Genomic DNA, 14,568 nt, shown 5'->3' with positions numbered 1-14,568 from the left:
CATGACCACCCCGAATTTCCTCCCCACCGCACGCCGCACGCTGCTCGCCCTGGGCGCCGCGCTGCTGCTGTCACCCGCCCACGCCTGGACCGACAAGCCCGTGCGCATCGTCGTGCCGGCGCCGCCCGGCGGCACCATGGACGTGGCCGCGCGCATCGTCGCCGAGGCGCTCGCGCGCGAGATCCACCAGCCGGTGATCGTCGACAACAAGCCGGGCGCCGGCGGTGCCATCGGCGTGCAGGCGCTGCGCGCCGCGCCGCCGAACGGCCAGACGCTGATGTTCACGGCCAGCAATGTGCTGACCGAGATTCCGCTGGTCATGAAGGGCAGCTTCGACCCGCTCGTCGACGTGAAGCCCGTGGCTTTCGTCGCGCGCGGCACCATGGTGCTGGTCGGCACGCCGGGCCTGCCGAAGGACCTGAAGGGCCTGGTCGCCCAGCTGAAGAGCCAGCCGGGCAAGCTCAGCTTTGCCTCGTACAGCGCGGGCACCAGCTCGCACTATGCCGGCGTGATCTTCAACCAGAAGGCCGGGCTGGACCTGCAGCACGTGCCGTTTCCCGGCTCGCCGCCCGCGCTGGTGCAGGTGATGGCCGGCACCATCCCGATCATGTTCGACGGCCTGTCCACCTCACGGGCCATGGTCGCGGCCGGCAAGCTGCAGGTCTACGGCGTGGCCGCCAAGGCGCGTTCGCCGCAGCTGCCCGACGTGCCCACGCTGGCCGAACAGGGCTACCCCGAACTGGACTTCAGCAACTGGGTGGGCCTGGTGGCCGCCGGCAATGTGCCGGCCGAACTGATGGGCAAAATCCACGCCGCCGTGCTGCGGGCGGCCGCCCAGCCGCGCGTGCGCGAGCAGCTGGTGGCCAACGGCTTCGACCTGGTGGAAGACCTGGAGCCAGAGCAGATGGCGCAATCGGTGCGCGCCGAATACCAGCGCAACGCCGGCATCGTGAAGGCCTTCGACATCCGGCTGAACCAGTAACCATCGCCAACACCGCGCAGCCGCGCTGACCGAGCGCCGGTGCAGGCGCTGGAGAACGCGCCGGCGCCCCGGGCGCGCGGCCCGGTTCCAACCGGCCTCAGCGCAGGCGGCGTCGACCCAGACCCACCAGTCCGAGCAGGCCCGCGCCCAGCAAGGCGATGGACCCTGGTTCCGGCACCTCGATGGCCCTGCTGGTGATCGCCAGGTTGAAGTTGACGTTCGTCGTCATGAACTCCTGCGTGGTGAAGCCGATGCAGCCGGGACCAGCCGCCGCTGCCGCGCAGACGGCGTCGTCCAGGGTGCCCAGCGCAGGCGCCGCGAAGAAGCTCACGAAGTACTCGAAGCCGTCGTACACGAACGCCTCGTTGAGCGAACCGGCGATGACGAAGATGTCGTCGCACGCAACCGCGCTCTGCACCGCACAGGTGCCGGACACGTTGGGCGTCTCCGCGAAGTGGACCGTGTAGCTCGCCAGGTAGGAGGCGTAGGGCAGACCGGAGCCGCTGGGCCGCAATTGCAGCTGCGCGTCGATCTGCGTCGTCAGCAGCGACACGCTGTTGCGACCCAGGTTGCCGTTGTTGATGTGCGTGTAGGTGTTGGCCAGCTGCGATGCGCCGTCGGTCACCAGCACGCCGCTGCTCGGCGTGGCCGAGATCTGCAGCGCGCTGCGGTTCACGCCGACGTTGCCGTTCCCCACGCCCCAGCTGATCTGCAGGTTGGACGGCGCCACTGTGCCGCTGCTCGACGCGCGTCCGGCCGAGAACGTGGTTTGCGCGGCATCGAAGGCGCTGTCCACGATGTAATCCCATTGCGTGACCTGGGACGAGAACGCCGGGGCCGCCGATAAGGCTGCCGCGGCAACAAGACCTAATTTGACAAAATCCATTTTCTACTCCGGGTTGTCGCCATCATTTTTTCATCGGTACCGCACCAGCCATTGCCGCGGGCAGAAATGCGAAAGAGATATTCACAGGGCAAGAATCTTCCGATTGTTGATCCTCACCCTGTTACAAGGAAATGGCCTGCGCCGCCTCGCTTTTGAGCCGGGCTTCCAGCCAATGCGAATGCGGCCCATGCTCTGCCAATGCCTCCGCCAGCCTGGCGCGCAAAAGCCATCGGTTCATTTGGGAGCCCTCCATCCATTCGCAGTCAAACCGACGGCCGTTGGAGCGGACGGATGGCGGGTCGCATGAGATTCTGATTTGCTGCATGCTGTCCATGGCGAAAGCATCCTTGCGTTGTACAGAAGGAAACTGGTGAATCGCAACCGGCTTTGTGGTTCAAAGCCAGCGCAGTGGTTTCATGGCTTTTGTTGCAAGGCGCGGTACATGGCACTGCCAATCAGGCCATGCACCTGCGTGGTGGGATGCATCACGTCCCAGAACAAAAATGGCGGCAAGAACGCAGAGAAATTCACGTCGATACAGGTCGCCGGATTGCGGAACAGGCAATCTGCCGCGCCAGAACCGGGCGCAAGGTATTCCAGCGCGGGCAGTTCCGCCGACACCTGACCGGCGCCGACCACCGCTGCCCCCAGCGCAAACACGTCGACCGCCACGATGCGCGCTGCCGGCAGTTCATTCGAGAGTCGTCCCAGCGCTTCCTGCAGCAAAGCGTTGTGCGCCTGGCTCAGCTGCGTGAATGCCGGCCCCGCGTTCTGGACCTGGACGAAAGGCGTCAGCCCCAGGTCGGCCAGATTCGGCACCAGGAACGAACGTGCGCCCATGGCGTAGAGCTGCCGCACCGAGGCCGCGACGTTGTTCACCACCGTCGCGGGGGTGCTGGTGACGCCTTGCAGATAGTCGTTCGACCCACTCCAGACCACATACAGCGCATTGGCCGGCGCCTTTTTACCGGCCAGCAGTGCGTTGAACATCTGGATCTGGCCCAGCAGCCCCGGAACGGTGAACCCCAGCGGCGACTGTGAACTGACACCGGAGGTGGAACCACCGAAGGCGAAACTGACCCCCGCCTTCTTCACACGGCCATCGAGAACCAGGGACGGGGTCAGTTCTGAACCGTTCTTGCGGTTCATCAAATCCCAAAGATATTCAGCGGCGACCGGCCCATTGGTATAGCGCCCCTGCCAGTAAGTGGCATTGGGGGAACGTGAAGGCGGCAAGGCCGGCACCATTTGCTGCGCAGTGGTGGCGACCAAGGAGTTTCCCGTGTCCGACAGGCTGTCGCCAAACACATAAAGCTCTTGGTAATTCGACCGCCCGGCCCAGGAAAGCTGGGCCGCCCCGATTCCGACGACGACCAACAGGCTGCGACACAGGCTCTTTACACACGATTTCATGACTTACCTTTCAGGGGGCGGCCGCACTATAAGCGGGCAATCATGTGGGCGGCTGCGCGCCGGCGCTGCTTACAAAAAAAGAAGGAACTGTCTTACAAATGGGATTACCAGCCGCGGTTGGGCCGGCCTACGGGATTCCGGGTGCGCTGATTCACACAATAGCGCTGCCAATAAGCATTCGCATTTGCAACATTGGGTGGGGAAGCAGTACCGCGGGAGCGCCGAAACGGCTCCCCCGCTGCTCAGCCTCGCGGCATCCCGTCGAGCCAGCGCAGCCGCTCCGGCGCCCCGGCCCACAGCATGAGCCGCGTGTCCAGCCCCTCGGCCAGGGCGGGCGCCACGTTCGTGCCCAGCCAGCGCAGGCGCCGGCCCGACAGCTGCACGTAGCCCAGGCCGTAGCGCCGGCCCAGCGCCTGCCACAGCGCGTGGGCGCCGGGCGACTGGCGCGCGCCGCTCACCAGGCAGATGCCGCTGTCCAGCGCCCAGGCATAGACGGCGGCGGCGATGCCGCGGCGCTGGTAGGCCGGGCGGTAGCGCGAGTGCGGCGAACGCACATGCGGGTCCACGGTCCGGCCCACCTCGACCAGCCGGTTGAACACGGTGGTGCCGGCCAGGCAGCCGGCGGCCATGTCTTCCACGTAGACGTAATGCTCGCCGTCGGCCTGCCGATGCCACAGTCGCAGGCCCGGCAGGGGGCCGGGCAGCAGCAGGCAGGAGGCCTGCAGCGTGCCGTCGAGCAGGCGGCCGTGCAGGCCGTGCAGCTCGCGCGCCAGGCCGTCCAGCGGCCGGTCCACGTCGACGCGCAGGCAGGCCCATGGCGCCAGCCACCCGCGCAGCCGCTGCAGCGCACCGGGCAGCGGCCATGGGACCGTGTGCGCCGGGTGCCATGGCAGCGCGGCGCTCATGGCTGCGGGCGCACGCCGGCGCGCTGCGGTGCCAGCACCGACGGGCCACCTGGAGGCGCCAGCGGCACCGGCGCATCCACGCGGCGCATGCGTTGGCGCGCCAGCTCCGCGCTGGGCAACGGATCCGGCAGCCACAACACGTCGCAGGCCACGCGCGCGGCCAGTTGCCGGGCCAGGGCCGGGCGCAACAGGTCGGCCCAGCGGCTGCGCCGGGGCTTGCCCACCACCAGCAGCGAGGCGGCGCGGCTGTGCTGGGCATGCAGCAGCCGCGCCAGCGCCGGGCCCTGCAGCACCAGCGCCTGCCCGGCCTGCAGCCCGGCCTGCACGAGCTGCTGGCCCAGGGCCAGTTCGGCGCGCTGCTTGGCCGTCTCCACCCACGACTGCACGGTGTGCAAAGGCAGATCGGCCGCATGCAGGTGCCGCTGGATGGCCGGGTCCAGCACATGGCAGGCCAGCACGGCATCGGGGCGGCACAGCCACCCGGCCGCGCGCAGCAGAGGGCCTGCCTCGTCCGGGCCCGTCGCCACCAGCGCGCTGCGGTGCGCCGTGCCCGCCGGGCGCCGCACCAGCAGCACCGGCGCGCCCGCCTCGCGCAGCAGCCGCTCGGCCAGGCTGCCGTGCCACCAGGCCGTGGCGCCTGCCGGGCCCGCCGACGCGGGCACGACGACGAGGCTGGCCGTGCGCACCTGCCGCTGCAGCAGCGCGCCGCCCTCTCCTTCCAGATCCACCGCCACCGCCGGCCGGATGCCGATGGCGGCGGCCATGGTGCCGGCCAGGTCGCTCAGCGCCTCGCGCATGCGCACCGGCGGCGCACTGGGGCCATGGCGCGAGACGGGATGCCGGTCGGGCAGCGCCATCGGCGCCACCAGGCTCAGCGTGGCGCCATGCGCCCAGGCCAGGCGCGCGGCGCGCCAGCCCGCCTGCACACCGGCGGCGGACGCATCGACAACGGCAACGATCTGCCGCAATTGCATGGGAACTCCTTCATCGCACGAAGTGCGAACGCAACGACCACACCCGGCGCGCAGGCGCACCGGGACCTTGGGGCTGTGGGGCCCGGCGATCGGCAGCGAGGAAGGGGGAAGTGCTTCTGGTGCGGACCGCCGGGCTCAGGAATGGCCGGCGGTTCGGCGCGGAGCGGCGCACCGGGCCAGCACGCTGCGCGCGCGGCAAGGCCTGTCGGCGTGCGGGCGGGCGTGGTGGCGTGAAGGCATGGGCGGGGAGTCTAGGCCGCCTGGGTGGCATGCAGGCTCATGGCCCCACGGTCCTTGCCAGATTGGCAGCCTGGTGCGCTGCGCGAGGATGACTGCGGACTGCGCGGTGCAGCGAGCGTGCGCAGGCCGATACGGCCATGCCTTGGCGGCACGCGGGCTGCGCCCATGCGCGTACAAGCGGCACGCGGCCCTGGCTCAAGGGCTGTCGCCTGGCGCGCCCCAGCGCCCGGAGAGCAGGCGCCGCACGGTGACCAGGGCGATGGCATCAGCAGACGGCGGCCCGGCCTCGGGCTTGGTCACGGTGGTCCGCCACGGCCCGGCGGCCGACACCGCCGCACCGATGGCGCGCAGCAACTCGCGCATCTGCGCGTGCTCCTGCACCCAGCGCATGCACGCCGCGATGCCCACGGCCACGGCCAGCGCCGCGCCCAGCACCAGGCTGAACAGGTCGTAGCCGCCCATGCGCAGCACCTGCGGCGCAGGCGTGAGCGGCGGCGCCGGCACCGCGGCCCGGGCTGCCAGTTCCAGGGCTACCACGCGCTCGCGCAGCCGGGCCGCCTCGGCCTTGGCCTCCACCAGTTCCACCATGGCGGCCTTGAACTGCGGCGAGTCCTGCAGCGCGCGCAGCTGCGCATCGGACAGCTGCGGCTCCGGCGCCAGCGCCAAGCCCGCGAAGAGGCCCAGCACCAGGGCCAGCAGGGCCGCCAGCCACGGCCAGCCACTGGCCGGTGCCGTGCTGCCCCCGGCCGCCACCACGGGCCTCGACCGCAGGACGTGGAACAGCACCGCGATCACCGCCAGCGCGCACAGGCCGGTCAACACCCAGGCCAGCCACCCGGCGGACTGGAACTTCAGGCCGATGCCCTTGCCGAGGTTGATCTCCACGGAGGTGGGCACGGTCGTGGGGTCGACCGTGCATGGCGTGGCCGGCGCAGGCAACGGGCACGCGGCCGTGGGCGCCGTGGCCGGCGCCGATGCCGGTGCCACGGCGGCACTGGCGACGGCGACCGGCACAGGCGCCGATGGCGGTGCCGGGCTGCAGTACACGAAGTTCTGCAATAGCAGCGGCGCGGCCTTGGGCACTGGCACGGCCACGGGCCGCCCGGGCTGTCGCGGTGCCGATGCCGTGCAGGCAGGCGGTGCAGGCACGGGGTTGGGCGCATCGGCCAGCGCAGCTGCCGCGGCCAGGGCCAGCGCCCACGCACAGAGAAGCTGCACCAACCGCCGCGCCCCAGCGGAGCGAAGACACTGCACCATGGTCCCTCCCGTGCCGCCCTGATGGGCTGCGCGCAGCGTACTGCAGGAGCGTGCCGCCTTCCTCCTCCACCCGATGGAAGGATGGCGCGGAAGGGCCCGCCGCCGGCCCCCGCCGGCCATGGCGCACGGCCCGTTCAGCCCTCGCGCAGGAAGGCCAGCAGCGCGTCGTTGAATTGGCGCGGGTGCGAGGTGTTGAGCCCGTGCGGCGCACCAGGCACCGTCACCAGCTTGCTGTGCGGCACGGCGCGGTGCGTGCGCAGGCCCGAGCCCTCCAGCGGCACGATGCCGTCGGCATCGCCATGCAGCACCAGCGTGGGCACCGTCAGCTTCTGCAGGTCGTCGCGGAAGTCGGTGGTGCCGAAGGATTCCATGCAGGCCAGCGCCGCGTGTGGGCCAGACTGGCGGCACAGCGCCACGGCCTCGGCGCGCTGCTGCTCGCTGACCTGCAGCGCACCATTCGCCGAAAAGAAATCGCGTGTGAACTGCTCGAAGAAGGCCTCGCGGTCCTGCGCCAGGCTGCTCTTCATCTGCTGCGCCTTCTCGGGCGTGAGCGGGCCCTCGGGGTTGTCGGGCCCCTGCATCAAGAACGGCGGCACGGCCGCGGCGAACACCACGCTGCGCAACCGCGCCTGGCCATGGCGGGCCACGTAGCGCGCCACTTCGCCGCCGCCCATGGAGAAGCCCACCAGCGTCACGCCCTGCTGCAGGCCGCAGTGCTCCAACACCTGGGCCAGGTCGTCGGCCAGCTGGTCGTAGCCATAGCCGCCTGCGGGCTTGGCCGAGCGGCCGAAGCCGCGCCTGTCGTAGGCCACCACGCGGTAGCCGGCCGCGCTGAGCAGCGGCACCTGGGCCTCCCACGCCTGGCCGGACAGCGGCCAGCCATGGATCAGCACCACCGGGCGGCCGTTGCCGCCGCTGTCTTCGATGTGCAGGTCCACGCGCTCGCCGGCCATGGCCTTGCCGGCCGCCGCACCGCCCACCGCGCCGGCCACGCCGCCAAGGGCCCCGCCCACCACCACGCCCACCGGCCCGCCCACCACGGCGCCGACGGCCGCACCCGCCGCAGCACCGGCCAGCACGCCGCCGCCCGCCAGGGTGCTGCCGGCTTCGCGCGCGGCCTCGGCCGGCGACAGCGGCTGCTGCGCGCCCGGCCGCGGGTCTTGCGAGGGCACGCCGTAGCCCGGGCTGGCCTGCGCGGCCAGATCCGGGTCGGCGCCTGCAGGCGGCGTGATGGGGGTCGGGCTCTCGGGCTGGGACATGGCTGCTCCTGGTGGTTGGCAGCGGGCCGGCAAGGGGCGGCCCGCACCTTGTATTTGTAGAAGCCCGGGCCCGCCGCCAAGGCCGGCAGCCGCACCCTGGCACCGTGGGCTTGGCATGCCAGAGGCCGCGGGCCGGCACGCACTGCACCTGGCGGCCTGGGCGCAGGCCGGGCGTCGGCCGAGGCCTTGCCGGCGCAGGCGCGCCCGCCAGCGCGATCCCCTTGCGGTACCCGTGTAAACCCTAGGGCTTGCTACAGTGCGCCGCTTTCAAGGCAAGGGAGGCCCGGGCATGGCAGGCATGTTGGCGATCGTGGTGTCGTTGGTGTTATTGATGTATCTCGCGTACCGCGGTGTCACGGTGCTGCTGCTGGCCCCGCTGATGGCCGCGCTGGCCGTGCTGCTCTCGGGCGATGCGGCGCTGCTGCTGCCCATCTACACCGGCACCTTCATGCCCGCGCTGGCCAACTACGCGATGGCCTTCCTGCCGATTTTTCTGCTGGGCGCGCTGTTCGGCCAGCTCATCGCCGATTCGGGCGCGGCGCACACGCTGTCGGGCTGGATCGTGCGCGTGGTGGGCCAGCGCCATGCGGTGGTCGTGGTGGTGGCGGCCTGCGCGCTGCTGACCTATGGCGGCGTCTCGCTGTTCGTCGTCGCCTTCGCGGTCTACCCCATCGCCAAGGACTTGTTCCGCGCGGCGCAGATCCCCAAGCGGTTGATCCCGGCCAGCATCGCGCTGGGTTCGTTCACCTTCACGATGACCGCCCTGCCCGGCACGCCGGCCATCATCAACGCCATCCCGATCAAGTACTTCGGCACCAACAGCTTCGCGGCGCCGGGGCTGGGCGTGATCGCCGCCGCCATCATGCTGGGCGGCGGGCTGTGGTGGCTGCAGTCGCGCGTGGCGGCGGCGCGGCGCGCGGGCGAAGGCTATGGCAAGCACGAGGACGATGGCGCCACCGTGCCCGCCGGCGAGGCCATCAGCACGGCCGAGATGCCCGTGTGGCAGGCCCTGCTGCCGCTGCTGCTGGTGGTGGGTGTGAACGCACTCTTCACCTACATCGTGTTCCCGCGCATGGACCTGGGCTTCATGCGCGAGGCCTTCCCCAACCTCAACACCGCCACCAGCACCGGCCTGTGGTCGCTGATCGTGGCGCTGGCCCTGGCCTGCACGGTGCTGGTGCTGATGCGCCTGGGCCATTGGGCCGACCTCAAGGCCAGCGTGAACAAGGGCGTGTTCGGCTTCATGCTGCCGCTGTTCAACACCGCATCGGAGGTGGGCTACGGCGCGGTGGTGGCCAGCCTGGCGGGCTTCGCCATCATCAAGGAGGCGGTGCTCAACGTGTCGCCCGGCAACCCGCTGATCTCCGAAGCCATCGCCATGAACATCCTGGCCGGCATCACCGGCTCGTCGTCGGGCGGCCTCAGCATCGCGCTGGAGGCGCTGGGCGGGGACTATCTGCGCATGGCGCAAGAGGCCGGCATCAGCGCCGAGCTGCTGCACCGCGTGGCCGTGCTCGCGGCCGGCGGCATGGACACGCTGCCGCACTGCGGGGCCATCATCACGCTGCTGGCGATCTGCAAGCTGACGCACAAGCAGTCGTACCTGAACATCGCAGCGGTGACGATGGTGTTCCCCCTCGTGGCGCTGGTGACGGTGATTGCGCTGGGGACGGCGTTCGGCAGCTTCTGAAGCCGCAGCGCCCCCGCGTCGGGCGCCCGGCACCGCCAGCCGCCCCAGACCGCGCTGGCGGCCAACCGGCGCCGCCGGCGCCGCAGCGCCTCAGCTCGCCTTGCGGCGGCGCATGACCAGCAGGCCCGCCAGCGCCGCGCCCATCAAGGCGGTCGTCGCGGGCTCGGGCACGGCCGTCACCGTGACCGCATCCAGAGACAGGAAGCCGGCAGGGTCGAAGAAGTCGAAGCTCAGCGTCATGTTCTCCGCCGTGGTGAAGCCGCTGAACTGGTAGACCATGTAGTCGCTCGCACCGGTATCGGTCAGCGACAGCAACGTCTTGCCGCCGAACATCACCGTGAAGCTGTTCGGCAGGCCGCCATCGGGCAGGAACGCGAACGACAGGTTCCACATCTTGCCGACACTGCCGACATCGATGGTCTGCGCGATCCCGCTCTGCGACTCGGGGGAGCCGAAGTAGGCGCTGCAGTTGCCCGCATACACGCTGGGGCCCGGCCCGGCGCACTGGACGCCGTCGAACACGGCGTCACCGGTCTGCGCCCAGCCGGAGAAATCGCCGGTCTCGAACCCGCCGTTGGTGACGAGGTTGGCCTGCGCCGGCGCCGCAAAAGCCGCCGTGGCGGCCAGCACGATGCCTGCGATCGACGAACTGATCTTCTTCATGCTCTTTTCCTTCAGTAGACAAACAAAACAAGTGCGGGGCGCCATTACACAGCGGTGACCGTCACGCGGCCGCCCTGGTAGGAGATGCGGTACTGCCGCCCGCCCGACTGGAAGCTCGCACCCTCGGGCAAGCCTGCGAAGGTGCCGAGGATGCTGCTGCCCTGGATCAGGGTGTAGGTGTCGCCCGGGTTGGATGGCGCCGCCACCGACAGGCTCAGGTTGCCGCCGAGCGCCACAGCGCCGGAAGCCACCAGGCGCGAAGACACGCCGCCCGCCTTGAGCGTGGCGGCAAACGCGCCGCCGAAGCCGATCTTGGCGGTGCTGGCACGCAGCACATCGCCTGCGGCCACCGTCACATCGGCCACGACGGCGGGGATGCCCGCAGCCTCGGCCGCGGTGACGCCCGGCGACAGCACGCCGCCGGTCATGACGACGATGGCGCCCGCCACCGTGCCCGTTCCGCCCAGCGTGCCGCCGCTGGTGACCGTCACGCCCGAGCCGTTGGTGCCGACGACCGACAACTTGCCGCCCGCCACCGTCGACCCACCCGCATAGCTGTTGTTGCCCGTGAGGATGAGCGTGCCGCTGCCGGTCTTCGTCAGCGAGGCCGTGTACTGGCCGCGGTCGATCTTGCTCTGGATGTAGGCCGCGCGCGCGTCCATCCATTCCTTGCGCCAGGCCACCGCGTCCGCATAGGGGATCTTGTCGTAGGTCTCGGGCCGGCCGTTGGTGATGGCCTGGATGGCGGGGTCGTTCAGCAGGCCCTGGACCATGAAGGCCTGCGGGCTGAGCGTGCCGTTCTGGTTCAGCACGTTGGGGCTGAAGGGGCCGGCCAGGGCGATGCCCTGCTGCTTGTAGCTGGCCAGCCATTGCCGGTCTTCCTGCTCGCGCTGCTTGATCGCGACCTGGCCGATGTCGTTGGACCAGACATCCAGCGGCGCCTTGTTCATGGTGTAGACCATGGGGCTCAGGAACTGGCCCGGCCCGTGCACGCCCTTGGCCAGATCGGGAATGCCCCAGCCCCAGCGGTCGTCCGGCAGACCGTCGGGTGCCGTCCAGGCGATGGATGCGCCGGTGGGCGAGGTCTGGCCCATGCCGAGGAAGCGCGTGCGGTCGGACATCCGGTTGTTGGCCGTGGTCAGCATCAGGTCACGGACCTGCTTGGCGTCCATGTTCGGAAAGCGCGAGAGCAGCACGCCCATCACCGCGGTGGCGACCGGCGTGGCCGGCGACGTGCCGCTGGAGTTGGAGTAGGTGGTGTCGCCACCGCTGCCCGTGGTGCGCACGCTGTTCGACGGGGTCGACACCGACCACCACTTGGCCAGCCCTGCCTCGTTGTAGCCGAACTGCTTGGTGTATTCGGGATTGGCGGCCGTGGGCGGCTGCACCCCGCCCACCGCCACGAACTGGTTCTCCGCCAGGGGGTTGAACAGCGGATACGCGGGCCGGAAGTAAGGGTTGCTCCAGTCGTTGTTGCCGGCCGACCGGACGTTGACGGTGCCGGTGACCCTGATGGCCTCCCAGATGGCATCCATGAACGAGCGCCCCGGGTAGTTCGGGTTGTACTGGATGCCGCCGACCGAGTAGGTCTTCTTGGTGAAGAAGTACTGGTACTCCAGATCCTTCATCGTCTCGTTCGGGATCATGGACGCCATCGCGGCGGGGTTGGCGCTGTCCTTGCCGGCGATCTGGTACGCATTGGCCAGGTTGCCATTGGCGCCCAGATCGTTGCCCGAGCCGTCGAACTGCGAGCGGTTCAAGGTCTGGACATACGAGCCCCAGCTGCTGTTGATCACCTGGGCGCCGGCGTCCACCAGGGCCTTGTTGGCCGTGTACCAGTAGACGTAGTCGTGGAAGGGGCCGTGCGATTGCGTGTCGGAGCCGCCGGTCTTGGCCACCACCATCTTCGAGCCGAAGGCGATGCCATGCTGGTCGAGGCCATCGCGGATGCCGGAGGTCACGCCCAGCATGCCGGTGCCGTGCGAATAGTCGCTGGTTCTCGCCTGGTCGCCATCCACCACGAAGGACTCGCCCGCCGTGAACGGATTTCCCGGCGTGGGCGTGCTGCGGTAGCCGAAGCCGGAGGTGGCGTAGACGCCGCTGGCCCGCACCGGCGCGATCATCGTGGTCTGGAAGCCCTGGTGCGTCGTGCGGTAGCCCGAATCCATCATGCCCAGCGTGACGCCCTGGCCGTAGTAGCCCAGGGCGTAGGCCGTGGACGCGTTGACGGCGACGAGCTGCCACGGCGCATTGATGGCCGTGCCACCGCCCAGCGGGTTGACGCCGGTGTAGTAGCCGTACTCGGGCGTCTCCCAGCTGGCCCTGGCGCCGGGCACTTCCGGCGCGCTGCGCGCGACGAACCCGGGGTCGCCCGGATAGGACCACTGGTTGGCGCCAGCCGGCGCGGCCATCAAGGCCAGAAGCGACAGACAGGCCATGTGCACCTGCATGTTTTTCACCGCTGGTTTCGGTCGCCGCTTGATCCCCGTGCCATTCGTGCAGATTGGCTGATACATCCCTGAACCCTCCGTCGAAATTCTTCAATTGGTGTGCCGCCGTGCGCGCGCTGGACATGCCGGTGAAGGGCATGCGCGCGACTGGCAGAGCTGCTTGAGGGCGAGAACCCCCAGGGGCACTGCGCACGATCCATGCCACCGGCCGGACGCGGTGTTTCGGGGCCGCGCACCGGCCTGCGTGCGCGCCGGCTCGTGGGGCAAAGCCGCTGTGAGCACGCTCCGATCACCGGCCTGCACGCCCGCGGACAGAGCCATTCAGGAGAGCGCAGGCCCTGTGCGGCAGCACTCGCAGGCCGGCGGGTGGACCGGGCCGGCAGATCGATGGCGGCCGTCGACGGGGCGGGCAGGCAGACGGTTTTCCGAACGACCGGCACGCCAGCGTTCGGCTACCCGAACGCAGGGCCGCCGGGCGGCGCGCGCCCTGGGCTGTGCGATACGCCGCCAGGTGACGACTTCATCGTCGGAGTGGAAACGCGCCTGCTACCGGCCGCGCCAGCACCTTCATGCCCGCGCCGATCCACACGTACTTCGGCACCAACAGCTTCGCAGCGCCCGGCGTGGGCGTGAACGCGGCTGTAATCGTGCAGCGTGGGCTGTGTGGCTGCAGCCGCACGTGGCAGCGGGAGCGATGACACCCGCTGACTTGACGCAAATCAAGCGCGTGCAATTTGGTCGAAGCGCTGGCAAGCGCCATCTCCACCAATTGGTGGATATCACGCGCGCCCAAATTTCAACGCCCGCGCGAATCCCTCTTAGGATTGTTTCAGAAGGTTTCTGAATCGACATTCTGTACGAGAGGGAGACGATGGCAAGACGGCGCAAGTCCAGCACGGCCGACGATCTGATGGACCTCGTGGCGCTGCTGCCCTGGTGGGGCGGTGTTGCGCTGGCCGCGGTGTCGTACTGGGTGCTCCACGCCGTTGCCACCCGCCCCTTGCTGGCGGTGAAAACAGGCAAGCAGCTCAGCGAAGCGCTTCCCTCCATGCTCATCCAGGGCCTCGCCACGGGCGGCCAGTACCTGCTTCCGTTCATCTGCCTGCTGGGCGCCCTGGCGTCGTTCCTGCGTCGGCGCAAGCGCAAGGCACTGTTCGACACGGCCTCGCCAGCATCCGGCGCTGACGCACTCCAAGGCATGTCATGGCAGGAATTCGAGATGCTGGTCGGCGAAGGCTTCAAGCGCCGGGGCTACGGCGTGCGTGAGACCGGCGGCGGTGGCGCGGACGGTGGTGTCGACTTGGTGCTGACCAGGGGTGGCGAGAAATTCCTCGTGCAGTGCAAGCAGTGGAAGGCGTTCAAGGTGGGGGTGTCCACGGTGCGGGAGTTGTACGGGGCGATAGCAGCGGAGGGTGTGGCCGGTGGTTTTGTTGTTACATCCGGACGGTTCACGGGGGATGCGCAAGCGTTTGCGGCCGGACGGAATGTCCAGTTGCTCGACGGGCTGGCTTTGATGCAATTGCTGCGAGACGGCCGCAGTCAGCAAGCGACAAAGTCCCGCGCAGCCGAACCCGGCTCGTCGAATAAAACGGCTGCAGATGCGCAGCCAACTCCGGCAGCCAATCCCAAGCAGCCTCCCCCGGTCGCGGAGTCTGCAATCGACCCGAAATGCCCGCGATGTTCAAAACCCATGGTTCGGCGCGTGGCCCGAAAGGGAGCGACAGTGGGGAAAGATTTCTGGGGATGCTCGGCGTATTCAACCGGATGTCGCGGCACTAGAGAAATTTCCTCAGGAAATTGACTTTGATCTCGTTTATGAAGCTTAACTATCCGTCAAAGACAAGTGGCG

At 69.4% G+C, this 14,568-nt stretch carries 11 protein-coding genes; 3 read left to right on the top strand and 8 right to left on the bottom strand.

All coding sequences use genetic code 11. From position 1 onward, the window contains the following. The first annotated feature begins 1 nt into the window (after position 1). Positions 2-982, top strand: coding sequence for a tripartite tricarboxylate transporter substrate binding protein (locus DES41_RS26815; RefSeq protein ID WP_114470665.1), 981 nt, complete (start codon positions 2-4; stop codon positions 980-982). Positions 983-1,079: 97 nt separating this feature from the next. Here the strand turns inward: DES41_RS26815 and DES41_RS26810 are convergent, their stop codons facing one another. From DES41_RS26810 to DES41_RS26785, 6 genes are all read right to left on the bottom strand, one after another. Further along, positions 1,080-1,868 (bottom strand): THxN family PEP-CTERM protein, encoded by a 789-nt coding sequence (locus tag DES41_RS26810; RefSeq protein ID WP_114470664.1) that lies wholly within the window; start codon positions 1,866-1,868, stop codon positions 1,080-1,082. A gap of 414 nt (positions 1,869-2,282) precedes the next feature. Next, positions 2,283-3,281 carry an SGNH/GDSL hydrolase family protein gene (locus DES41_RS26805; RefSeq protein WP_114470663.1) on the bottom strand — a complete coding sequence of 333 codons (999 nt, stop codon included), beginning with the start codon at positions 3,279-3,281 and terminating at the stop codon, positions 2,283-2,285. A 242-nt stretch (positions 3,282-3,523) separates the two neighbouring features. After that, on the bottom strand, positions 3,524-4,186 hold the full coding sequence (locus tag DES41_RS26800; RefSeq protein WP_114470662.1) for an N-acetyltransferase: 663 nt from the start codon (positions 4,184-4,186) through the stop codon (positions 3,524-3,526). Continuing rightward, positions 4,183-5,160 (bottom strand): universal stress protein, encoded by a 978-nt coding sequence (locus DES41_RS26795; protein WP_114470661.1) that lies wholly within the window; start codon positions 5,158-5,160, stop codon positions 4,183-4,185. The genes DES41_RS26800 and DES41_RS26795 overlap by 4 nt, the downstream gene beginning before the upstream one ends. A 435-nt stretch (positions 5,161-5,595) precedes the next feature. Further along, complete coding sequence (locus tag DES41_RS26790; RefSeq protein ID WP_147282970.1) at positions 5,596-6,618, bottom strand: hypothetical protein; 1,023 nt, start codon at positions 6,616-6,618, stop codon at positions 5,596-5,598. 173 nt (positions 6,619-6,791) lie between these two features. Further along, on the bottom strand, positions 6,792-7,916 hold the full coding sequence (locus DES41_RS26785) for an alpha/beta fold hydrolase (RefSeq protein ID WP_211333088.1): 1,125 nt from the start codon (positions 7,914-7,916) through the stop codon (positions 6,792-6,794). A 289-nt stretch (positions 7,917-8,205) separates the two neighbouring features. Between DES41_RS26785 and DES41_RS26780 the strand changes: the two genes are divergently transcribed. Further along, complete coding sequence (locus DES41_RS26780; RefSeq protein ID WP_114470659.1) at positions 8,206-9,606, top strand: GntP family permease; 1,401 nt, start codon at positions 8,206-8,208, stop codon at positions 9,604-9,606. Between the two features lie 90 nt (positions 9,607-9,696). On the opposite strand, the gene DES41_RS26775 is transcribed toward DES41_RS26780, so the two are convergent. Then, positions 9,697-10,269 (bottom strand): PEP-CTERM sorting domain-containing protein, encoded by a 573-nt coding sequence (locus DES41_RS26775; protein WP_211333087.1) that lies wholly within the window; start codon positions 10,267-10,269, stop codon positions 9,697-9,699. 44 nt (positions 10,270-10,313) lie between these two features. Continuing rightward, positions 10,314-12,719 carry a S8 family serine peptidase gene (locus tag DES41_RS26770; RefSeq protein WP_211333086.1) on the bottom strand — a complete coding sequence of 802 codons (2,406 nt, stop codon included), beginning with the start codon at positions 12,717-12,719 and terminating at the stop codon, positions 10,314-10,316. Between the two features lie 871 nt (positions 12,720-13,590). On the opposite strand from DES41_RS26770, the gene DES41_RS26765 reads away from it, so the two are divergent. After that, positions 13,591-14,520, top strand: coding sequence for a restriction endonuclease (locus tag DES41_RS26765; protein WP_114470656.1), 930 nt, complete (start codon positions 13,591-13,593; stop codon positions 14,518-14,520). Positions 14,521-14,568: the final 48 nt, after the last annotated feature.

Source organism: Pseudorhodoferax soli, assembly GCF_003337555.1.
GTDB classification, from domain to species: domain Bacteria; phylum Pseudomonadota; class Gammaproteobacteria; order Burkholderiales; family Burkholderiaceae_C; genus Pseudorhodoferax; species Pseudorhodoferax soli.
This window is presented reverse-complemented; position numbering and strand designations above follow the sequence as displayed.